The organism is Streptomyces sp. NPDC012888 (genome assembly GCF_042900645.1).
Taxonomy (GTDB): Bacteria; Actinomycetota; Actinomycetes; order Streptomycetales; family Streptomycetaceae; genus Streptomyces.
In genome coordinates this window covers 312,993-335,309 of record NZ_JBIBBM010000001.1, presented here as the reverse complement: position 1 = coordinate 335,309, position 22,317 = coordinate 312,993, and the positions used below count along the sequence as shown (strand labels likewise).

Here is a 22,317-nt window from a genome sequence, read left to right as displayed (position 1 = left end):
CGCCGTGTCGGGGTTTCCGTACGCCGTTGTACGGACCGTATGAGGGGTCCGGGGCGGGAGGCCCCGGGGTACCGCGGGTGTGCGTCAGACCGCGAGCGCGCGGTCCGTGGGCTTGACCGGGTAGGGCAGGGTGCTGGAGCCGGTCAGGTAGCGGTCCACGCCGCGGGCGGCCGAGCGGCCCTCCGCGATGGCCCACACGATCAGCGACTGGCCGCGGCCGGCGTCGCCGGCGACGAACACGCCGTCCGCGCTGGTCGCGTACGAGGCGTCGCGCGCGATGTTGCCACGCTCGTCCAGCTCCACCCCGAACTGCTCGACCAGGCCGTTGGAGCGGTCGGTGCCGGTGAAGCCCATGGCCAGGGTGACCAGCTGGGCCGGGATGGCCCGCTCGGTGCCCGGCTTCTGGGTCAGCTTGCCGTCCACGAACTCGACCTCGACCAGGTGCAGGGCCTGGACGTTGCCGTCCTCGTCGCCCTCGAAGTGGGTGGTGGAGACGGAGTAGATCCGCTCGCCGCCCTCCTCGTGGGCCGAGGTGACCTTGTACAGCATCGGGAAGGTCGGCCAGGGCTGGGAGACCGCGTTCCGCTCCTCGTTCGGGCGGGGCATGATCTCCAGCTGGGTGACCGACAGGGCGCCCTGGCGGTGGGCGGTGCCCACGCAGTCGGCGCCGGTGTCGCCGCCGCCGATGACGACGACGTGCTTGCCCTCGGCGGTGATCGGCGGGGCCAGGAAGTCGCCCTCCTGGACCTTGTTGGCGAGCGGCAGGTACTCCATCGCGAAGTGGATGCCCCCCAGCTCGCGGCCGGGGACCGGCAGGTCGCGGGAGACGGTGGCGCCCGCCGCGACGACCACCGCGTCGAACCGCTTGCGCAGGTCGGTGGCGGTGATGTCGCGGCCGACCTCGATGCCGGTGCGGAACTTGGTGCCCTCCGCGCGCATCTGCTCGATGCGCCGGTTGATGTGCACCTTCTCCATCTTGAACTCGGGGATGCCGTAGCGGAGCAGACCGCCGATGCGGTCGGCGCGCTCGTACACGACCACGGTGTGGCCGGCCCGGGTGAGCTGCTGGGCCGCGGCCAGGCCGGCCGGGCCGGAGCCGATCACGGCGACCGTCTTGCCGGAGAGGCGCTCGGGGGCCTGCGGGACGACGTCACCGTTGTCCCAGGCCTTGTCGATGATCGAGACCTCGACGTTCTTGATGGTGACGGCCGGCTGGTTGATGCCGAGCACGCACGCCGACTCGCAGGGGGCCGGGCACAGCCGCCCGGTGAACTCCGGGAAGTTGTTCGTCGCGTGCAGCCGCTCCGACGCCGCCGCCCAGTCGTCCCGGTAGGCGAAGTCGTTCCACTCGGGGATCAGGTTCCCCAGCGGGCAGCCGTTGTGACAGAACGGGATGCCGCAGTCCATGCAGCGGCCGGCCTGCTTGCTGATGATCGGCAGCAGGGAGCCGGGGACGTAGACCTCGTTCCAGTCCTTCAGGCGCTCGGCCACGGGACGGGAGCAGGCGGTCTCGCGGGGGGTGGTGAGGAAGCCCTTCGGGTCAGCCATTGGTCGCCGCCTCCATCATCTTCTCGGTGGTCTCGGACTCGGAGAGTCCGGCCCGCTCAGCGGCGTCCTTGGCGGCGAGCACTGCCTTGTACGTGGTGGGGATGATCTTGCTGAAGCGGGCCGCCGAGACGGACCAGTCAGCGAGGAGCTTCGCGGCCACGGTGGACCCGGTCTCCTCCTCGTGGCGGCGCACCACGTCGTGCAGCCACTGCTTGTCCTCGTCGGACGGCGCCTCGACGGCTTCGAGGTTCCCGGCGTTGACGTTGTCCTCGTCCAGGTCGATGACGTAGGCGACACCGCCGGACATGCCGGCCGCGAAGTTGCGCCCCGTCTCGCCGAGGACGACGGCCGTGCCACCGGTCATGTACTCGCAGCCGTGGTCGCCCACGCCCTCGGACACGACCAGCGCACCGGAGTTGCGGACGCAGAAGCGCTCGCCGGTGCGGCCGCGGAGGAACATCTCGCCGCCGGTGGCGCCGTAGCCGATGGTGTTGCCGGCGATGACCGAGTACTCGGCCAGGTGGTCGGCGCCGCGGTCCGGGCGGACCACGATCCGGCCGCCGGAGAGGCCCTTGCCGACGTAGTCGTTGGCGTCGCCCTCCAGGCGGAGCGTGACTCCCTTGGGGAGGAAGGCTCCGAAGGACTGGCCGGCGCTGCCCGTGAAGGTCAGGTCGATGGTGTCGTCGGGCAGGCCCGCACCGCCGAACTTCTTGGTGACCTCGTGGCCGAGCATGGTGCCGACGGTCCGGTTGATGTTCCGGATCGCGACCCGGGCGCGGACCGGCTGGGCCTCCTCGGCGGTGGCGGCGGCCAGCGCGTCGGCGGCGAGCTCGATCAGCTCGTTGTCGAGGGCCTTCTCCAGGCCGTGGTCCTGCGGGACCAGGGCGTGGCGGACGGCGCCCTCCGGCAGGTCCGGCACGTGGAACAGCGGCTCCAGGTCCAGGCCCTGCGCCTTCCAGTGGGTGACGGCCTTGCTGGTGTCGAGGAGCTCGGCGTGGCCGACGGCCTCTTCCAGGGTGCGGAAGCCCAGCTCGGCGAGGAGCTCGCGGACCTCCTCGGCGATGAACTCGAAGAAGTTCACGACGAACTCGGCCTTGCCGGAGAACCGGTCGCGCAGGACCGGGTTCTGGGTGGCGATGCCGACCGGGCAGGTGTCCAGGTGGCAGACGCGCATCATGACGCAGCCGGAGACGACGAGCGGCGCGGTCGCGAAGCCGAACTCCTCGGCGCCGAGCAGCGCGGCGATGACCACGTCGCGGCCGGTCTTGAGCTGGCCGTCGGTCTGCACGACGATCCGGTCGCGCAGGCCGTTGAGCAGCAGGGTCTGCTGGGTCTCGGCGAGGCCGAGCTCCCAGGGGCCGCCCGCGTGCTTCAGCGAGGTGAGCGGGGAGGCGCCCGTACCGCCGTCGTGGCCGGAGATCAGGACCACGTCCGCGTGGGCCTTGGAGACGCCCGCGGCGACCGTGCCGACGCCGACCTCGGAGACCAGCTTCACGTGGATGCGGGCCGCCGGGTTGGCGTTCTTGAGGTCGTGGATGAGCTGGGCGAGGTCCTCGATGGAGTAGATGTCGTGGTGCGGCGGCGGGGAGATCAGGCCGACGCCCGGGGTGGAGTGCCGGGTCTTGGCGACCCACGGGTACACCTTGTGGCCGGGCAGCTGGCCGCCTTCGCCGGGCTTGGCGCCCTGGGCCATCTTGATCTGGATGTCGTCCGCGTTGACCAGGTACTCGGAGGTCACGCCGAAGCGGCCGGAGGCCACCTGCTTGATGCTGGACCGGCGCGCCGGGTCGTACAGGCGCTCCGGGTCCTCGCCGCCCTCACCGGTGTTGGACTTGCCGCCCAGCTGGTTCATGGCGATGGCGAGGGTCTCGTGCGCCTCCTTGGAGATGGAGCCGTACGACATGGCGCCGGTGGAGAACCGCTTCACGATCTCGGAGACCGGCTCGACCTCGTCCAGCGGGATCGAGGGGCGGTCGCTCCTGAGGCCGAACAGACCGCGGAGCGTCATCAGCCGCTCGGACTGCTCGTTCACCCGGTCGGTGTACTTCTTGAAGATGTCGTACCGGCGGTTGCGGGTGGCGTGCTGGAGGCGGAAGACCGTCTCCGGGTCGAACAGGTGCGGCTCGCCCTCGCGGCGCCACTGGTACTCGCCGCCGATCTCCAGCGCGCGGTGCGCCGGGGCGATCCCGGAGGCGGGGTACGCCTTGGCGTGGCGGGCGGCCACCTCCTTGGCGACGACCTCCAGGCCGGCGCCGCCGATCTTGGTGGCGGTGCCGCTGAAGTAGGTGGCGACGAACTCCTCGTCGAGGCCGACGGCCTCGAAGACCTGGGCGCCGCGGTAGGAGGCGACGGTGGAGATGCCCATCTTGGACATCACCTTCAGGACGCCCTTGCCGAGGGCGTAGATCAGGTTCTTGATGGCCTGCTCGGGCTCCAGGCCGGAGAGGAAGGTGCCGGCGCGCAGCAGGTCCTCGACCGACTCCATGGCCAGGTACGGGTTGACGGCGGCGGCGCCGTAGCCGATGAGGAGGGCCACGTGGTGGACCTCGCGGACGTCGCCGGCCTCGACCAGCAGGCCCACCTGGGTGCGCTGCTTGGTGGCGATGAGGTGGTGGTGCACGGCGGAGGTGAGCAGCAGCGACGGGATCGGGGCGTGCTCGGCGTCCGAGTGGCGGTCGGAGAGGACGATCAGGCGGGCGCCGTTCTCGATGGCGGCGTCGGCCTCGGCGCGGATCTCCTCGATCCGGGCGGCGAGGGCCTCGGCCCCGCCGGACACCCGGTACAGGCCGGACAGGGTCGCGGCCTTCATGCCCGGCATGTCGCCGTCGGCGTTGATGTGGATGAGCTTGGCCAGCTCGTCGTTGTCGATCACCGGGAAGGGCAGGGTGACGCTGCGGCACGACGCGGCGGTCGGGTCGAGCAGGTTGCCCTCGGGGCCCAGGGAGGACAGCAGCGAGGTGACGAGCTCCTCGCGGATGGCGTCCAGCGGCGGGTTGGTGACCTGCGCGAAGAGCTGGGTGAAGTAGTCGAAGAGCAGCCGGGGGCGCTCGGAGAGGGCGGCGATGGGCGAGTCGGTGCCCATGGAGCCGATCGGCTCGGCGCCGGCGCGGGCCATCGGGGCGAGGATGACGCGGAGCTCTTCCTCGGTGTAGCCGAAGGTCTGCTGGCGGCGGGTGACCGAGGCGTGGGTGTGCACGATGTGCTCGCGCTCGGGCAGGTCGGTGAGCTCGATCTCGCCGGCCTCCAGCCACTCCGCGTAGGGGGCGGCGGCGGCCAGCTCGGCCTTGATCTCGTCGTCCTCGATGATCCGCTTCTGGGCGGTGTCGACGAGGAACATCCTGCCGGGCTGGAGGCGGCCCTTGCGGACGACCTTGGCCGGGTCGATGTCGAGGACGCCGACCTCGGAGCCGAGGACGACGAGGCCGTCGTCGGTGACCCAGTAGCGGCCGGGGCGCAGGCCGTTGCGGTCGAGGACCGCGCCGACCTGGGTGCCGTCGGTGAAGGTGACGCAGGCCGGGCCGTCCCAGGGCTCCATCATCGTGGAGTGGTACTGGTAGAAGGCGCGGCGGGCCGGGTCCATGGAGGTGTGGTTCTCCCACGCCTCCGGGATCATCATCAGCACGCTGTGGGGCAGCGAGCGGCCGCCGAGGTGCAGGAGCTCCAGGACCTCGTCGAAGGAGGCCGAGTCGGAGGCGTCCGGGGTGCAGATCGGGAAGATCCGGTCGAGGGCGCCCTCGCCGAAGACGTCCGAGGCCAGCATGGACTCGCGGGCGGTCATCCAGTTCCGGTTGCCCTTGACCGTGTTGATCTCGCCGTTGTGGGCGACGAACCGGTACGGGTGGGCCAGCGGCCAGCTCGGGAAGGTGTTGGTGGAGAACCGGGAGTGGACCAGGGCGACGGCCGAGGCGAAGCGGCGGTCGGAGAGGTCCGGGAAGAACGGCTCCAGCTGCCCGGTGGTGAGCATGCCCTTGTAGACGATGGTCCGGGAGGACAGCGACGGGAAGTAGGTGCCGGCCTCGCGCTCGGCGCGCTTGCGCAGCACGAACGCCTTGCGGTCCAGCGCGATGCCGGAGTTCTCGCCGTCGGCGACGAAGACCTGCCGGAACGCCGGCATGGTGGCGCGGGCGCCGTTGCCGAGCAGGTCCGGGGTGACGGGGACCTCGCGCCAGCCGAGGACGGTCAGGCCCTCCGCGGCGGCGATGACCTCGATCTGCTCCACGGCGACGGCCTGTGCGGTGCCGTCGGCGGGGAGGAAGGCGATGCCGACGGCGTAGGCGCCGGCCTCGGGGAGCTCGAATCCGGCGACCTCGCGGAGGAAGGCGTCGGGGACCTGGGAGAGGATGCCGGCGCCGTCACCCGAGTCGGGCTCGGATCCGGTGGCGCCGCGGTGTTCGAGGTTCCGCAGGACGGTCAGTGCCTGCTCGACGAGGGTGTGGGTCGCCTCGCCGGTGAGGTTCGCCACGAAGCCGACGCCGCAGGCGTCCTTCTCGTTGCGCGGGTCGTACATGCCCTGCTGGGCGGGGCGACCGTCCATGGGCGACCAGGCGGTGGTGCTCGGGCCGGTCGCGGAGTGCGTGGATGCGGAACGCATCGGCTCTCCCGTCGTCGTCGTGGCATATGTGCATAGCCGAGGGACGACGTTGGCCCTCTGCGAAATTTCGTGCAGGTTACATGATGACGGTTATCCCGCGAACCGGATATCGCGTTTCACCATGCGGACACCGCACGAGGCAGAAAGAAAGGGAACCTTCGCTGATGGTCACGGGGCGGAGGTCCCGACGCGGGGCGGGCATCGTTGCCCGGAGCGCCCCCCTGTCATGCCCGGCGGAAACAGAACCGAAACCACCGGGAAGCGGACTGGTTATGTCAGGTGCTGCATAGTCTCTCACTCCGCCGGGGGTCAGCCTAGGGCCGACCCGATCCAGCTTCCCAGGATGTACGTCACACCAGCCGCCGCGCCACCCAGCAGCAGCTGCCGCAGGCCGCTGCGCAGCCAGGAGGCGGCGGTGACCTTGGCGACCACGGCGCCGCACAGGAAGAGCCCGGCCAGTGCCAGCAGCACGGCCGGCCACAGCGCGGTGGCCCCGAGCAGGTAGGGCAGTACGGGCACCAGCGCGCCCACCGCGAAGGAGCCGAACGAGGACACGGCCGCCACCATCGGCGAGGGCAGGTCGTCCGGGTCGATGCCCAGCTCCTCGCGGGCGTGTATCTCCAGCGCCTGCTCGGGGTCCCGGGACAGCTGCATGGCGACCTCGCGGGCCAGCGCCGGCTCCACCCCGCGGGAGACGTAGAGCTCGGCGAGCTCCTCCATCTCGCCCACCGGGTGCCTGCGCAACTGCTGCCGCTCCACGTCGAGTTCGGCGAGGACGAGCTCGCGCTGCGAGGCGACGGAGGTGTACTCGCCCGCCGCCATGGAGAAGGCTCCGGCGGCCAGGCCGGCCAGGCCGGTGATCACGACCGTCTGCGGCGCGACCGCGCCGCCCGCCACGCCGGTCATCAGCGCGAGGTTGGAGACCAGTCCGTCCATCGCCCCGAAGACCGCGGGCCGCAGCCATCCGCCGTTGACGTCGCGGTGGGTGTGGTTGTCGCGGTGCGCCTCGTGGAGCGGCGCGTCGGTGGTGATGATGGACATGGTCTGCTCCCTTCCCTTCCGTACTGCGGGTACTGCCGGTACCGCCGGTACCGCCCGTACCGCCGACCGGACGCGGGCATGCGGACGAACCGCGCATAACGCGCGGCCCCGATGCGGGCCGTCCGGCCCCCCTGAACACCTCGAAACTACGCGCGATTTCTGGCCGCCGCCAGCAAGGAAGGCCGTACTTACCTGCGGTTTTGCGGTTCGGCGACCGGGTGACGGGCGACCCCGAGGGGCGTTTCGCGGCAACCGACAAACGACATGCCATGGCACAAATCCCCCAAGGGCCCATGATGGGTCCCAACACGTCGGAGAGGCGCGCCATGGAGCTGATTGCTTGCGATCCGCAGGTCCTCCTCGAACGGGCCAGGGGCGCCCTTCTGGGCCTCGCGGTGGGTGACGCGCTCGGTGCCCCCGCGGAGAACATGAAGCCGTCGGAGATCCGTTCGCGATGGGGCCGGATCGAGGGGTTCGTGCGGGAGGACCCCGCCGGGACGGACGACACCGAATACGCGATCTTCTCGGGCCTGTTGCTCGCCCGCCACGGCAGCGCGCTGACCGTCGCGCACGTCGAACGCGCCTGGCACCACTGGATCGCGGACCTCGACGAGGGCCCCTTCCGGGGCGCCGGCTTCAGCGAGCGCGGCACGCTGGAGAACCTCCGCCGCGGACTGGCCGCACCCATCTCCGCCCAGCACCGGCACGCCTGGTCCGACGGCCTGGCGATGCGCGCCGCGCCGTTCGGGGTCTTCGCGGCCGGCCGGCCCGCCGAGGCGGCACGGCTGGTCGCGATTGACGGCACGGTCAGCCACGAGGGCGAGGGCATCTACGGCGGCCAGGCGGTGGCCGCCGGGGTCGCCGCCGCCATGGCCGGCGGCTCCCCCGCCTCCGTCGTCTCCGCCGCCCTCTCGGTCATCCCGTCCGACTCGTGGACGGCCCGCTCCCTGCGCCGGGCGGTGACCGCCGCGCCGCGCGGCGAACGGGCGGTCCGCTCGGCGGTGGTCATCGGCGGCTACCCGTGGACCGACCTGGCTCCCGAGGCGGTGGGCCTGGCCTTCGGCGCGTTCGCGGCCGCCTCGGGCGACTTCCGGTCCTCCGTCCTCACCGCGGTCAACATGGGCCGCGACGCCGATACCACGGCCGCCGTGGCCGGCGCCCTCGCGGGAGCCCTGTCCGGCACCGCCGCGGTCCCCCACGACTGGGCCTCGGCCATCGGCCCGGTCCGCGGCAGCTGCCTCCCCTCGATGCGCGGCTACCACGTCCTGGACATCGCGGACCTCCTCACCCCCGAATCGGGATCCCCCCGGTGACCCCCCCGAACGCCCCGACGGAACCCCTCCAGTCCCCGACGGACCCCCAGCCGCCCCCGGCCGAGCCCCGGCCGGGCCCCGGACCCGCCGAACGCGGCACCCCGGGTGCGGACGGGCTGCTGGACGTACCGGCGGGCGCGGCGCACGGACGGGCAGCGGGGTCCCCTGACGGGCTGCTGCCCGTACCGGTGGGCGCGCCGGCAACCGGACCCGGGACCGCACTGACGGAAGGACCGGGGGCGGGGCCGGCGGCCGGGCTGCCCGACGGACTACCGACCGGACCGGCGGCCCGACCGGCGGAGGGGCCGGCGGAGGGGCCGGTGGACGGGCCGGTGGACGGGCCGGTGGACGGGCCAGGGGCCGGATCTGCGCCCGGGCCAGTGGCCGGGCTTGGGGCCGGACTACCGACCGGACCGGCGGGCGGGTTGGTGGACGGCTTGACGGGCGGGTTGGTAGGCGGGACTGCCAGTGGATCGGTGGTCGCGCTGGTGGAGGGGCCGGCCGTCAGGCCGGCAGGCGGGCCGGAGGGCGCCTGCACGGGTGGGGCGGCACCCCGGCGGGACCGCGCCCCCGCCCCAGAAGCGGCCCCCCGACGCCGGGCCGCGCCCGCCGCGGCCTCCCCCGGCCGGCAGCCCGACGCCGCCCCGCCACCCCCCGAACCGCGCCGGACCGGCGGCCGGGCGACCGCCACCGCCCGACCCGGTCCCGGCCCCGCGCCGAGCGGGGCTGCCGGGGCCGGCGCGGCAGGGCCCCGGCGGATCGAGGGGCTGCTGCTCGGACTGGCCGCCGGGGACGCCGCCGGCTGGCCCGCCGCCCGGCACCGCGCCATCCGCATGCCCGAGTGGACCCGCCGGCTCACCCGCGAGCTCGACACCTTCGCCGAGCAGAACGCCACCACCACCCTCCCCGTCCCCATCGCCCTCAACCAGCCCCCCGAGCCGCTCCTCCTCGGGCCCTCCGACGACGCCGAATGGGCCGCGTTCGCCGCCGAGTCGGTGCTCACCGCCGCGGGTGTGCTGCTCAGCGACCTCTCCCGGTCGCGCCGCATGCGCGCCGCCATCGACCTCGCCTGGAACGCCCTGGCCAGCGAGGTCGCCGCGGCCGCCGAACGCGCCCCCGAGGTGGAGTCCGCCGTACTGCCCCTGCGCGCCCGGATCTCCGTACGGGCCGGTCTCGGCAACCTGGCCGCCGGCCTGCGCCCGCCCGCCACCGGCCACGACAACCCGCACTACTTCGACGACGCCGCCTGCGTCCGCGCCGCCGTGCTCGCCGTCGTCCACCCCGGCGACCCCGCCGCGGCCGCCGACCTCGCCGAGTTCGACGCCCGCTACACCCAGGACGGCGACGGGGTGCACGGCGCCCGTGCCACCGCCGCCGCGGTCGCCGCCGCGCTCGCAGGGGCGGACGTCGACGAGGCCGTCGACGAGGCCCTGCGGGAACTCCCCGGCACCACCGAGATCGGCCGCAACGCCCGGCACGCCGTCAAGCTGGCGCGCGCCGCCACCGAGGGGGCGTTCGGCCTGGTCCCGGCCCTGGAACACGAGATCGTCGACCACGTCTACAGCTACGGCATCGCCGCCGCCGAGACGGTGCCCGTCGCCCTCGCCCTGGCCACCGCCGCCCGCGGCCGCGCCGCGGAGGCGGTGCCCGCCGCCGCCTGCCTCTCCCGCGTGGCCGACTCCGCCCCCGCCCTGGCCGGCGCGCTCACCGGCGCCCTCGGCGGGGGCGACTCCGTCCCGGCCGCCTGGCGGGACGCCTGCCGCACCCTGTCCGGGTGCGCGCTCCCGCGGCTGGCCGGCACCGACCTGGTGGAGCTCGCCGCGCTGTTGGCGCGTACCGAACTCACCTCCCCCAAACCCCCCGAGAAACAAGGAATCATGCGGACATGACGACGACCTCGCTGGCCACGTTGGAGGACAGGGCCGCCGGCTGCCTGATCGGCGCCGCCGTCGGCGACGCGCTCGGCGGCCCGGTCGAGGGCTGGACCCCGGAGCAGATCGTGCAGCGGCACGGCGGGCGGGTGCGGGGCATCGTCGGCCCCTGGTACGAGGATTGGCGGACCGCGCGGCCCATCGCCCCGTACCACAAGGGCGACGGGCACGTCACCGACGACACCCTGATGACGCACGCGCTGGTACGGGTCTACGGGACGGTCCGCGACCACCTCGACGCGCACGCCATCGCCGACCACCTGGTCCCCGACCTGATGGGCACGCCCCGCTGGATCCCCGAGCTCGAAGCCGAGGCGCTCCCCCTGCAGCGGATCTTCCTGGCGGAGAAGTGGCTGGTGACGCGGTTGCACTACGGGCACGTGGATCCGCGCGAGGCGGGCAGCGGGAACATCGTCAACTGCGGTGCGGCGATGTACATGGCGCCGGTCGGGATCGTCAACGCGGGTGATCCGCGCGGCGCGTACGAGGAGGCGCTGGACATCGCCGGGGCGCACCAGTCCTCGTACGGGCGGGAGGCGGCGGGGGTGTTCGCGGCGGCGGTGGCCGCGGCGTTCGTGCCCGGCGCGACGGCCGCGTCGGTGGTGGACGCGGCGCTGTCCCTCGCGAAGGACGGCACCCGGGCGGCGATCGCGGCGGTGCGCGAAGCGGCCCTGGCGCACCGGGACTTCGAGTCGGCGCTGGAGCCGCTGCGGGCGGCGGTGGCCCCGTTCGACCCGGTCGGGCCGGACTACCGCGCGCCGTCGCTGGGCGCCCGACGGCCGTCCCGTCTGCACTCGATCGAGGAACTGCCGGTCGCCCTCGGCATGCTGCTGGTGGCCGACGGCGAGTACCGCGACGCGGTGCTCGGCGCGGTCAACTACGGGCGGGACTGCGACTCGATCGCCACCATGGCGGGGGCGCTGGCGGGCGCGCTCGGCGGGGCGGCGGCGGTGCCGGACGCCTGGGCGAAGGAGGTCGCGGAGGCGAGCCGGCTCGACCTGCACGCGCCGGCGGCGGAGGTCGCGGCCGTGGCGCGGGAAGTGCACGCCCGGGACGTCCGGCGCCGTCGCGCGCACGAGGCCGCGTTCGCGGCGCTGACGGAGCCGCGGTGACCGCCGGCACGGACGCCGACGCGGACGCGGACGCGGTCCGGCTGACCTGGGTGCAGCCGGAGGACCTCGTCGGGCACGAGCTGCGACAGGCCGCCGAGGACGGGCGGAACCCCGCCGCGCAGCTCCACGCCTGGACCGCCGCGGGCGGCCACCCCGCCCCGCCCATGGCCGGGGCGAGCCCCCGTCCCGTCTCCCCCCACCTACGCGCCCTAGCAGAACGCCTCCTGGACGAACTGGCCGCCCTCCCCACCACCGCGGACCCGCAGCCGCCCCCCACCCCGCATTCCGGGGCGACGGCCCCGCTCCCCCCGCCGGGGGCGCGGGGAACCGCGCGGTCAACCCCCACCAACGGACACCCCACCACCAACAGGCCGGCCCCGTACCCGGAATCCGGGACACCAGCCCCGCACCCCGGCAAGACCGAGCCCCCGCCAGGGGCGCGGGGAACCGCGCGGTCAACCCCCACCAACGGGCACCCGACCACCGACAGGCCGGCCCCGTACCCGGAATCCGGGGCACCAGCCCCGCACCCCGGCAAGACCGAACCCCCGCCAGGGGCGCGGGGAACTGCGCGAACAACCCCCACGAACGGACACCCGGCCACGCACGGACCGGCCCCGTGTCCGGGGTCCGGGGCGCCGGCCCCGGTTTCGGGAAGGGGCGGGGTGGGGACGCCGCCCGCAGGGCCCGCCACCGCCGGTCCGGCACGCCACCCGGGGCCGTGGACGGCCGGGACCGAGGAGGGCCCGGGTGCGGCAGGCCGGCCCGGCGCCGCGGAGAGGCCCGCCGCCGCGGACGGCCCGGGCGCCGCGAGGCGCCCCGCCGCCGCGGAAGGACTGGAGGCGCGGCTCGAAGCCGGATGGCTGGGGCGAGCCATCGGGTGCCTGCTCGGGAAGCCCGTCGAGAAGCTGCCGCTGCCCGCCATCCGCGCCCTCGCCCGCGCCGCCGGCAACTGGCCCCTGGACGACTGGTTCACCGCCCGCGGCGTCCCCGCCGCCCTCCTCGCCGCACACCCGTGGAACCGCCGCTCCGCCCCCACCTCCCTCGCCGAGAACATCGACGGCATGCCCGAGGACGACGACCTCAACTACCCCCTCCTCAACCTCCTCCTGCTCCAGCGCCACGGCAAGCACTTCACCACCGCCGACGTCGCCCGCGTCTGGCTGGACGAGCTGCCCGCCGGCCGGACGTTCACCGCCGAGCGGATCGCCTACCGCAACCTCCTCCTCGGGCTGGAGCCCCCGCTGACCGCCTCCCACCGCAATCCCTTCCGCGAGTGGATCGGCGCCCTCATCCGTGCCGACGTGCACGGCTGGACCAACCCCGGCGAGCCCGCCCGCGCCGCCGAGCAGGCCGGCCGGGACGCGGCGCTCAGCCACACCGGGAACGGCGTGTTCGCCGCCCGGTTCGCGGCGGCGGCGATCGCCGCCGCGGCCTCCGGCACCGCCGACGTGCACCAGTGCCTCCGCGCCGGCCTGGCCGCCGTACCGGAAGGGTCGCGGCTCGCCGCCGCGGTGCGTGACGGCATCGACACGGCCGCCCGGCACCCCACCCCCGGAAGCCCGGGCGGCCCCGGAAGCTCCGATGGCTCGGACGACTCCGACGACTCCGACGGCTCCGACGGCTCCGACGCCTTCGACCGGGTCGTGGACGAGCTGCACCACCGCTACGGCCACTACCACTGGGTGCACGCCGTCCCCAACGCCGCCGTGATCGCCGCCGCCCTCACCCACGCCGACGGCGACTTCACCCGCTCCGTCTGCCTGGCCGTGTCCGGCGGCTGGGACACCGACTCCAACGGGGCCACCGCCGGCAGCATCGCCGGCCTGCTGGCCGGCTCCCCCGGCAAGCTCCCCGACCGCTGGACCGCCCCGCTGAAGAACCGCCTCGCCACCACCGTCGCCGGCTTCGACGGCATCGGCTTCGACACCCTCGCCCAACTCACCGCACAGGAGGCACTCCGCTCATGACGGCCATCGCCGTGCTCGGCAGTACCAACATGGACCTCGTCGCCTACGTCCCGAAGGCCCCCCGGCTCGGCGAGACCGTGACCGGCCGCGACTTCCGCACCGTTCCCGGCGGCAAGGGCGCCAACCAGGCCGTCGCCGCCGCCCGGGCCGGCGCGTCGGTGACGATGATCGGCGCGGTGGGCACCGACGAGTTCGGCACCCGGCTGCGCGCCGCCCTGCGCACGGCCGGCGTCGGCACGGAGGGCCTGCGCACCGTCGAGGGCGCCAGCGGCACCGCCCACATCACCGTGGACGACGAAGGCGGCAACTCGATCATCGTGATCCCCGGCGCGAACGCCCGGGTGACCGGCCTGGAGCCCGGTGACGAGCAGCGGATCGCCGCCGCCCGTGCGCTGCTGCTCCAGCTTGAGGTGCCGATGGACGCCGTGCTCGCCGGCGCCCGGGCCGCTCGCGAACACGGCGTACGGACGGTCCTGACGCCCGCCCCCGCCCAGCCGCTGCCCCCGGAGCTGCTGGCCGTGACCGACCTGCTCGTCCCCAACGAGCACGAGGCGGCGGCGCTCACCGGGCTCACCGACCCGCGGCAGGCGGCCGAGGCCCTGCTGCAGCAGGTGCCGGAGGTGGTCGTCACCCTGGGCGCGGCCGGCGCCCTGTACGCGGCGCGCGGCGCGCGGGAGCCCCTGACGGTCCCGGCGCCGCCGGTACGGGCGGTGGACACCACCGCCGCCGGGGACACGTTCGCCGGGGCGCTCGCCACCGCGCTGGGCGAGGGCCGGCCCGTACCGCAGGCGCTGGAGTGGGCCTCGGCGGCGGCCGCGCTGTCCGTACTGCGGCCCGGCGCCCAGGACTCGATGCCGGTCCGGGCCCAGATCGACGCGTTCCTCGCGGAGCGGAGCGGGGCGTGACGGACGGCGGGGCCGGACCCCTGCGGGGGCTGCGGGTACTGGACCTGGCCACGCTGTTCGCCGGGCCGCTGGCCGCGACCCTGCTCGGCGACTTCGGCGCGGACGTGGTCAAGGTCGAGCATCCCGGGCGGCCGGACCCGTCGCGGGGCCACGGCCCGGCCAAGGACGGCGTCGGCCTGTGGTGGAAGCTGCTCGGCCGCAACAAGCGGACCATGACCCTGGACCTGTCCACGCCGGGCGGCCGGGACACCCTGCTGCGCCTGGCCGCCGGGGCCGACGTGGTGATCGAGAACTTCCGCCCGGGCACGCTGGAGAGGTGGGGCCTGGGCTGGCCGGAGCTGTCGGCCGTCAATCCGCGGCTGGTGCTGGCGCGGGTGACCGGGTTCGGCCAGTTCGGGCCGTACGCCCGCCGGCCCGGCTTCGGCACCCTCGCGGAGGCGATGAGCGGCTTCGCCGCGGCGACCGGGGAGCCGGACGGGCCGCCCACCCTGCCGCCGTTCGGCCTGGCCGACTCGATCGCCGCGCTGACCGCCGCGTACGCGGTGATGACGGCGCTGGCCGGCCGGGAGCGGACCGGCCGCGGCCAGGTGGTCGACCTGGCCATCATCGAGCCGATCCTCACGGTCCTCGGGCCGCAGCCGCTCTGGTACGACCAGCTCGGCTACGTGCAGCCGCGCACCGGGAACCGGTCGGCGAACAACGCGCCCCGCAACACCTACCGCTCCGCGGACGGCCGCTGGCTGGCGGTGTCCACGTCGGCGCAGTCGGTCGCCGAGCGGGTGGTGCGGCTGGTGGGGCGGCCGGAACTGGCCGGTGAGCCGTGGTTCGGGACCGGCTCGGGGCGGGCCGCGCACGCGCCGGTCCTCGACGAGGCGGTCGGCTCGTGGATCGCCCGGCACAAGGCGGACGAGGTGCTCGAGGCGTTCGAGCGGGCGGAGGCGGCGGTGGCGCTGGTGTACGACGTACGGGACGTGATGGCGGACCCGCAGTTCGCGGCGCTGGACAGCGTCACCGAGGTCGACGACCCGGAGCTGGGGCCGCTGCGGATGCAGAACGTCCTCTTCCGGTTGTCGGAGACGCCCGGCGGCATCCGCTGGGCGGGCCGCCCGCACGGCGCGGACACCAACGCCGTCCTGACCGAACTCGGCCTGTCGCCGGCGGAGATCGCCGGCCTGCGGGAGGAGGGGGCGCTGTGATCCTCACCTGGCTGTACGCGCCCGGGGACCGCCCGGAGGTGGTGGCGAAGGCGCTGCGCGCCGGAGCGGACGCGGTGATCGTGGACCTGGAGGACGCGGTGCCGGCCTCCAGGAAGGAGTACGCGCGGGCCGCGACCGCGGAGCTGCTGACGGCGCGGCCGCCGGTGCCGGTGCACGTGCGGATCAACGCACTGGAGTCGCCCTGGGCGGGCGCGGACCTGACCGCGCTTGCGGGGTTGCACGGGCTGGCGGGGCTGCGGCTGCCGAAGGTGTCGTCCCCGGAGCAGATCACGCGCGTGGCGGAGCGGACGGGCGGGGTCGCGCTGTACGCGCTGCTGGAGTCGGCGCTGGGGGTGGAGCGGGCGTACGAGATCGCCCGGTCGCACCAGGCGCTGCGGGGGCTGGCCCTGGGCGAGGCGGACCTGCGGGCGGACCTGGGCGTGTCCGCGGACACCGGCCTGGACTGGCCCCGGTCCCGGGTGGTGGTCGCGGCCCGCGCGGCGGGGCTGGCGCCGCCCGCGCAGTCGGTGTTCCCGGACATCCGCGACGTGGAGGCGCTGGCCGCGTCGTGCGAGCGGGGGCGGGGGATGGGGTTCCTGGGGCGGGCGGCGATCCACCCCCGGCAGCTGCCGGTGATCGAACGGGCGTACCTGCCGAGGCCGGAGGAGGTGTCGGCGGCGGAGGAGGTGATCTCGGCGGCGCGGCGCACACCGGGGGCGGTGGCGCTGCCCGACGGCCGCCTGGTCGACCCGGCGGTCGTGGCGGCCGCCCACCGCACCCTCTCCCTCCACCACCGCGCCTGACCCGCGAAGCCCGCCCTGTCCTCGCCCGGGCCCAGCCCGACCCCACGGGGCCCCGCCCCATACCCCCCGCCTCAAACGCCGGCGAGGCTGGATGTGCCCCCGCAACAGCCCCAGCGGCGCTTGAGCGGGGCCCGGGCGAAGCCCCGGGACACATGGCGGAGCCGGGCCGCACTCCAAGCCCGAGCGGCGCTTGAGCGGGGCCGGGCGAAGCCACAGCCGCGCAGCCAACGCTCCGCCCGAACACACGGGGCTCCGCCCCGAACCCCGCTCCTCAAACGCCGGAGGGGCTGGAAGTGCCCCCGGAGCCGGCCCGCAGGGCCACACCACGCCGGACCATCCCAGCCCGAGCGGCGCTTGAGCGGGGCCGGGCGAAGCCCCCGGACACATGGCGGAGCCGGGCCGCGCTTCAAGCCCGAGCGGCGATTGAGCGGGCCCCGGCGGAGCCAGCGCTCCGCTGGGGGGCGCGGACCCCGCCGCGGTCAGAGTTTCTTGGCCTCGGGCTTCGCGTCCCCGCCGGCGGCGGCCTTGGTGTCCGCGGGCTCCGCGGCGGCTTCCGTGGCCCCAGGGGCCTCGGCGTCCCCGCCCGCGGTGTCCGACGGCGCAGGGGCGGACTCGGCCGCGGCGGACTCGGCCGCGGTGGCCGGGTCGGCCGCGGTGGCCGGGTCGGCCGCGGTGGCCGGGTCGGCCGCGGTGGCCGACGGGGCCGTGGCGCCCGGTTCCACCACGCTCTCCCGCCCGGGCCTGAGCTTCGCCGAGAGGACGAAGTACACCACGGCCAGGACGAACACCACGATGGACGTCCACACGTTCAGGCGGAGCCCGAGCACGTGGTGGGCCTCGTCCACCCGCATGTACTCGATCCAGCCGCGGCCCGCGCAGTAGCCCGCCACGTACAGGGCGAAGGCCCGCCCGTGGCCGAGGCGGAAGCGGCGGTCGGCCCAGATCACCAGGAGGGCGACGCCGACGCACCACAGCGACTCGTAGAGGAAGGTCGGGTGGTAGACGCCGGCGACCCGGTTCGGACCCTCGCTGATCTCCAGGCCCCACGGCAGGTCCGTCGGCCGGCCGTACAGCTCCTGGTTGAACCAGTTGCCCCAGCGGCCGCAGGCCTGGGCCAGGGCGATGCCGGGGGCGAGGGCGTCGGCCCAGGCGGGCAGCGGGATGCCGCGCCGGCGGCAGCCGATCCACGCGCCGACCGCGCCCAGGGCGATCGCGCCCCAGATGCCGAGGCCGCCCTGCCAGATCTTGAGGGCGTCGACCCAGTTCCTGCCGTCGCCGAAGTAGAGCTGGTAGTCGGTGATCACGTGGTAGAGGCGGCCGCCGACCAGGCCGAACGGCACGGCCCAGACGGCGATGTCGGCCACCGTCCCCGGCTTGCCGCCGCGCGCGATCCAGCGCTTGTTGCCGATCCAGACGGCGAGGAAGACGCCGATGATGATGCAGAACGCGTAGCCGCGGAGCGGGATCGGGCCGAGTTCGATCACGCCGGTCGACGGGCTGGGGATGTAAGCAAGGTCCATGGCAGGACCGACGCTACCTTGCCGGGCGGTACGGACCGCAACCCGCCCGGCAAGCCGAAATCAAAACGTCGCCTGCCGGCACGCGGACCGGCGGCTCCCCTCAGCCCTTCGCCGCCGCCTCGACCTTCTCCTTCAGCTTCTGCGGGGTCAGCGGGTTGGCCTGGTCGGCGAAGATGTCCTGGCCGTTCAGCTGCACGGTCGGGGTGCCCCGGAAGTTGCCCGCGCGGAAGGCGTCGTACGACTTGGCCACCCAGCTGTTGTGCGTGCCGTCCGCCACGCACGCCCGGAACGCGGGGGTGTCCAGGCCCGGGACCTGGCCGGCCAGCTCAAGCAGCCGGGCGTCCTTGCCGTAGGCGTCGTCGACCTCCTCGGGCTGGTTGACGAAGAGCACGTCGTGGTACGCGGAGAACTTGCCGGCGTCCTGCGCGCAGGCGGCGGCGTTGGCGGACTTCAGGGAGCCGCTGCCGCCCATGTTGTTGTCGATCAGCGTGACCAGGTGGTACTCGACCTTGAGCTGGCCCTTGGCCTCCAGCTCGTGGATGGTCGTGCGGTAGGCGTCCTCGAAGGACTTGCAGGCGGGGCAGCGGAAGTCCTCCCACACCGTGAGCGTGGACTTCGCGGAGTCCTTCCCGGTCTGGATGGCGAGGGCGTCCTTGCCGACCGCGCCGGACGGCGCGACGACGGGACCCGCGGTGGACTTGCCGCCGTCCTTGCCGGTGTTGGCGGCGATCACCCCGACGACGGCCGCCAGCCCGAGGACACCGGCGACCGCGGCGGCCACGAGGACGGTCCGCCGGCGCTTGTCCCGGGTTTTCTGCCGGTCCCGCTCCGCCTGGAGCCGTTCGCGGGCCGATCGATTCGCTTCGCGGTTCGCACCGTCGTTGTTCTCGCTCACGTTCCGCCAAACGAAGCGGGGAGGCACCCCAGTGCCTCCCCGCCGTCCATTCCACCCGATCGGGTTACGGAACCCTGCGGACGCCTTCCGCGAGCTCGCCCGCCAGCGCCCGTACGGCGGACAGGCCGGCCTGCTGGTCCGGCGCGTCCAGCATCAGCTTCACGAAGGCCGAGCCGACGATGACGCCGTCGGCGAAGCCGGCGACCTCCTTGGCCTGTACGGCGTTGGAGACGCCCAGGCCCACGCAGACCGGGAGGTCGGTGGTCCGGCGGGTGCGTTCGACCAGGTCCTGGGCCTGCGCGCCGACCGACTCGCGGGTGCCGGTGACGCCCATCAGCGAGGCGGCGTAGACGAAGCCGCTGCCGGCGCCGGTGATGGTGGCGAGCCGCTCGTCCTTGCTGGACGGGGCGACCACGAACACGGTGGCCAGGCCGTGCTTGTCGGCGTGCTCACGCCACAGCGCGGACTCCTGGACCGGCAGGTCGGGCAGGATGCAGCCGGCACCGCCGGCCGCTGCCAGCTCCTGTGCGAACCGCTCGACGCCGTAGCGGTCGATGGGGTTCCAGTAGGTCATGACGAGGATCGGGGCCCCGGTGGCCTCGTGGGCCTCGCGCACGGTGCGCATCACGTCGGCGATCTTCACGCCGCCCCGGAGCGCGATGTCGTCGGCGGTCTGGATGACCGGGCCGTCGAGGACCGGGTCGGAGTGCGGCAGGCCGACCTCGACGACGTCGGCGCCGCCGGCGAGGACGGCCTTGACCGCCTCGATGCCGCCGTCCACGGTCGGGAAGCCGGCCGGGAGGTAGGCGACGAGGGCCGCCCGGTCCTCCGACCTGGCCTTGGCGAGGGTGTCGCTCAGCAGCTGGATGTTGCCAGTGGTCACTTCGACTCCCCGTCGGCCTTGTCGTCGTACAGCCCGAAGTAGCGGGCGGCGGTGTCCATGTCCTTGTCCCCGCGGCCGGAGAGGTTGACGATCAGCAGCCCGTCCCCGCCCAGTTCCCGGCCGAGGTCGATCGCGCCGGCGAGGGCGTGCGCCGACTCGATGGCCGGGATGATGCCCTCCGTGCGGGAGAGCAGCCGCAGCGCCTGCATGGCCGCGTCGTCGGTGACGGCGCGGTACTCGCCGCGGCCGCTGTCCTTCAGGTAGGCGTGCTCGGGGCCGATGCCGGGGTAGTCCAGGCCGGCGGAGATCGAGTACGGCTCGGTGATCTGGCCCTCCTCGTCCTGGAGGACGTAGGAGCGGGAGCCGTGCAGGATGCCGGGCTCGCCGGCGGTGAGGGTGGCCGCGTGCTCGCCGGTCTCGACACCGTGGCCGGCCGGTTCGAAGCCGACCAGGCGGACGCCGGCGTCCGGGACGAAGGCGTGGAACAGGCCGATGGCGTTGGAGCCGCCGCCGACGCAGGCGGCGACGGCGTCGGGCAGGCGGCCGGCGCGCTCCAGGATCTGGCGGCGGGCCTCGACGCCGATGACCCGGTGGAAGTCGCGGACCATGGCGGGGAAGGGGTGCGGGCCGGCGACCGTGCCGAACAGGTAGTGGGTGCGGTCGACGTTGGCGACCCAGTCGCGGAACGCCTCGTTGATCGCGTCCTTCAGGGTGCGGGAGCCGGACTTCACGGCGATGACCTCGGCGCCCAGCATGCGCATGCGGGCCACGTTGAGGGCCTGCCGCTGAGTGTCGATCTCGCCCATGTAGATGGTGCAGTCGAGGCCGAAGAGGGCGCAGGCGGTGGCGGTGGCCACGCCGTGCTGGCCGGCGCCGGTCTCGGCGATGACGCGGGTCTTGCCCATGCGCTTGGTGAGCAGCGCCTGGCCCAGCACGTTGTTGATCTTGTGGGAGCCGGTGTGGTTCAGGTCCTCGCGCTTGAGGAAGATCCGGGCGCCGCCCGCGTGCTCGGCGAACCGCGGCACCTCGGTGAGGGCGCTGGGGCGGCCCGTGTAGTTGACGAGCAGGTCGTTGAGCTCGGTGGCGAAGGCCGGGTCGTCCTTGGCCTTGTCGTACTCCACGGCGACCTCGTCCACGGCGGCCACGAGGGCCTCCGGGATGAACTTGCCGCCGAAGTCGCCGAAATAGCCCCGGGCGTCGGGCACGCGCCCCTCGGGGTCGGGAACGAAGAACTGCTCGCTGGACTCGCTGGACATGGCCAGTACTCCTGTGGAAGCGACGGTTGGTTTCACCGTATTGCGCCCTCGGCCCGCGCCGGGCGCGCCCCGCTGGGGGCGGCCGGTGCCGGGCGGAGCGGCCGTACCGCGGGCGGGGCCGGGTGGCCCCGCGGCGGTGGCCGGCGGCACGCCTGCGCCGCACGGTGCCGCGCGGATGCGCGTGCCGTGCCGCGGCGTGCCTACAGCGCGCCTCCGCGGCGCCATCGCATGCCGTTGACCTGGCCCGGTTCGGAGCCGATCACATAGCGGACCCGCCGCCCGTGCACCCGGCGCGCGGGGGCCCGGCAGCCGCGCGGGCGGCAGCCGCGGGCCAGCGGCGCGTACGCCGCGGGCACGGCGGCCGAGCGCGGGCTCGGCCGGGTGCGGGCGGCGGCGGGGCGGGCGGTGGTCATGGCGTGTCCGTCAGCTCCGGCCGTGCCGGAGGGCGGGGTGGGCGCCGGCGGCGACGAGGTCGGCGACGGCGGCCTTCGGGTCGCGGCCGGTCACCAGGGACTCGCCGACGAGCACGGCGTCGGCGCCCTCGTTGGCGTAGGCGATCAGGTCGTGGGGCCCGCGGATGCCGGACTCGGCCACCTTGACGATGCCGGCCGGGATCTCGGGGGCGACCCGCTCGAAGGTGGAGCGGTCCACCTTGAGGTCCTTCAGGTTGCGCGCGTTCACGCCGATGATCTTGGCGCCGGCGGCGACGGCCCGCTCGACCTCTTCCTCGTCGTGGACCTCGACCAGCGGGGTCAGCCCGATGGACTCGGCGCGCTCGATGAGGGAGACCAGGGCCTCCTGCTCCAGGGCCGCCACGATCAGCAGGGCGAGGTCGGCGCCGTAGGCGCGCGCCTCCCACAGCTGGTACGCGGTGACGATGAAGTCCTTGCGCAGGATCGGGACGTCGACGCGGGCGCGGACGGCCTCCAGGTCGGCGAGGGATCCGCCGAAGCGGCGCTGCTCGGTGAGCACGGAGATGACCGCGGCACCGCCCGCCTCGTAGTCCGCGGCGAGCCCCGCCGGGTCGGCGATCGCGGCCAGCGCGCCCTTGGAGGGGCTGGACCGCTTGACCTCGCAGATCACCTTGACGCCGTCGCCGCGCAGGGCCGCGACGCCGTCCTTGGCCTGGGGCGCCTTGGCGGCACGCTCCTTGAGCTCGTCGAGGCTGACGCGAGCCTGCCGTTCGGCAAGGTCTTCGCGGACCCCTTCGATGATCTCGTCGAGCACACTCACGCGAGCGGCCCCCTTCCGGGTCGGTCATGCTGGTTCGTTCAAGGTCAGCACTCAAATGGTATCCGCAGCGGGCCTCGCGCTCCGCACGCGGTTGACGCCGTCCCAGTACCTGGACACCCG

At 74.4% G+C, this 22,317-nt stretch carries 16 protein-coding genes; 7 read left to right on the top strand and 9 right to left on the bottom strand.

The window, feature by feature from the left end; genetic code table 11:
* Positions 1-84: 84 nt before the first annotated feature.
* The 3 genes from ACFY61_RS01435 to ACFY61_RS01425 form a co-directional block, all read right to left on the bottom strand.
* Positions 85-1,548: a glutamate synthase subunit beta gene (locus ACFY61_RS01435; RefSeq protein WP_389465391.1), complete on the bottom strand. Its 1,464-nt coding sequence runs from the start codon at positions 1,546-1,548 to the stop codon at positions 85-87.
* A complete protein-coding gene (gene gltB, locus ACFY61_RS01430; protein ID WP_389465916.1) occupies positions 1,541-6,082 on the bottom strand; it encodes a glutamate synthase large subunit in 4,542 nt (1,513 codons plus the stop codon). Before gltB ends, ACFY61_RS01435 begins: the two co-directional genes overlap by 8 nt.
* A 366-nt stretch (positions 6,083-6,448) precedes the next feature.
* Positions 6,449-7,180, bottom strand: coding sequence for a VIT1/CCC1 transporter family protein (locus tag ACFY61_RS01425; protein ID WP_389465388.1), 732 nt, complete (start codon positions 7,178-7,180; stop codon positions 6,449-6,451).
* Positions 7,181-7,506: 326 nt separating this feature from the next.
* Between ACFY61_RS01425 and ACFY61_RS01420 the strand changes: the two genes are divergently transcribed.
* The 7 genes from ACFY61_RS01420 (at position 7,507) to ACFY61_RS01390 (ending at position 16,410) form a co-directional block, all read left to right on the top strand.
* Positions 7,507-8,493 (top strand): ADP-ribosylglycohydrolase family protein, encoded by a 987-nt coding sequence (locus ACFY61_RS01420; protein ID WP_389465386.1) that lies wholly within the window; start codon positions 7,507-7,509, stop codon positions 8,491-8,493.
* 476 nt (positions 8,494-8,969) lie between these two features.
* The gene (locus ACFY61_RS01415; protein WP_389465383.1) at positions 8,970-10,382 is read left to right on the top strand and encodes an ADP-ribosylglycohydrolase family protein; all 1,413 of its coding nucleotides are present in this window, start codon (positions 8,970-8,972) and stop codon (positions 10,380-10,382) included.
* Complete coding sequence (locus ACFY61_RS01410) at positions 10,379-11,536, top strand: ADP-ribosylglycohydrolase family protein (protein WP_389465380.1); 1,158 nt, start codon at positions 10,379-10,381, stop codon at positions 11,534-11,536. The genes ACFY61_RS01415 and ACFY61_RS01410 overlap by 4 nt, the downstream gene beginning before the upstream one ends.
* 665 nt (positions 11,537-12,201) lie before the next feature.
* The gene (locus tag ACFY61_RS01405) at positions 12,202-13,506 is read left to right on the top strand and encodes an ADP-ribosylglycohydrolase family protein (RefSeq protein ID WP_389465377.1); all 1,305 of its coding nucleotides are present in this window, start codon (positions 12,202-12,204) and stop codon (positions 13,504-13,506) included.
* A complete protein-coding gene (rbsK, locus tag ACFY61_RS01400; RefSeq protein ID WP_389465375.1) occupies positions 13,503-14,411 on the top strand; it encodes a ribokinase in 909 nt (302 codons plus the stop codon). Before ACFY61_RS01405 ends, rbsK begins: the two co-directional genes overlap by 4 nt.
* Positions 14,408-15,607: a CaiB/BaiF CoA transferase family protein gene (locus ACFY61_RS01395; RefSeq protein ID WP_389465372.1), complete on the top strand. Its 1,200-nt coding sequence runs from the start codon at positions 14,408-14,410 to the stop codon at positions 15,605-15,607. The genes rbsK and ACFY61_RS01395 overlap by 4 nt, the downstream gene beginning before the upstream one ends.
* The gene (locus ACFY61_RS01390; RefSeq protein ID WP_389465370.1) at positions 15,604-16,410 is read left to right on the top strand and encodes an HpcH/HpaI aldolase/citrate lyase family protein; all 807 of its coding nucleotides are present in this window, start codon (positions 15,604-15,606) and stop codon (positions 16,408-16,410) included. The genes ACFY61_RS01395 and ACFY61_RS01390 overlap by 4 nt, the downstream gene beginning before the upstream one ends.
* A gap of 479 nt (positions 16,411-16,889) precedes the next feature.
* On the opposite strand, the gene lgt is transcribed toward ACFY61_RS01390, so the two are convergent.
* The 6 genes from lgt to trpC form a co-directional block, all read right to left on the bottom strand.
* The gene (gene lgt / locus ACFY61_RS01385) at positions 16,890-17,930 is read right to left on the bottom strand and encodes a prolipoprotein diacylglyceryl transferase (protein ID WP_389465367.1); all 1,041 of its coding nucleotides are present in this window, start codon (positions 17,928-17,930) and stop codon (positions 16,890-16,892) included.
* Between the two features lie 100 nt (positions 17,931-18,030).
* On the bottom strand, positions 18,031-18,825 hold the full coding sequence (locus ACFY61_RS01380) for a DsbA family protein (RefSeq protein WP_389465364.1): 795 nt from the start codon (positions 18,823-18,825) through the stop codon (positions 18,031-18,033).
* A 64-nt stretch (positions 18,826-18,889) separates the two neighbouring features.
* Positions 18,890-19,708, bottom strand: a complete 819-nt coding sequence (gene trpA / locus ACFY61_RS01375) for a tryptophan synthase subunit alpha (RefSeq protein WP_389465362.1) — start codon at positions 19,706-19,708, stop codon at positions 18,890-18,892.
* On the bottom strand, positions 19,705-20,964 hold the full coding sequence (gene trpB, locus ACFY61_RS01370; protein WP_389465360.1) for a tryptophan synthase subunit beta: 1,260 nt from the start codon (positions 20,962-20,964) through the stop codon (positions 19,705-19,707). Before trpB ends, trpA begins: the two co-directional genes overlap by 4 nt.
* Before the next feature lie 200 nt (positions 20,965-21,164).
* Positions 21,165-21,377: a tryptophan biosynthesis modulator TrpM gene (gene trpM, locus ACFY61_RS01365; protein WP_389465358.1), complete on the bottom strand. Its 213-nt coding sequence runs from the start codon at positions 21,375-21,377 to the stop codon at positions 21,165-21,167.
* A gap of 10 nt (positions 21,378-21,387) precedes the next feature.
* The gene (gene trpC / locus ACFY61_RS01360; protein ID WP_389465355.1) at positions 21,388-22,197 is read right to left on the bottom strand and encodes an indole-3-glycerol phosphate synthase TrpC; all 810 of its coding nucleotides are present in this window, start codon (positions 22,195-22,197) and stop codon (positions 21,388-21,390) included.
* Positions 22,198-22,317: the final 120 nt, after the last annotated feature.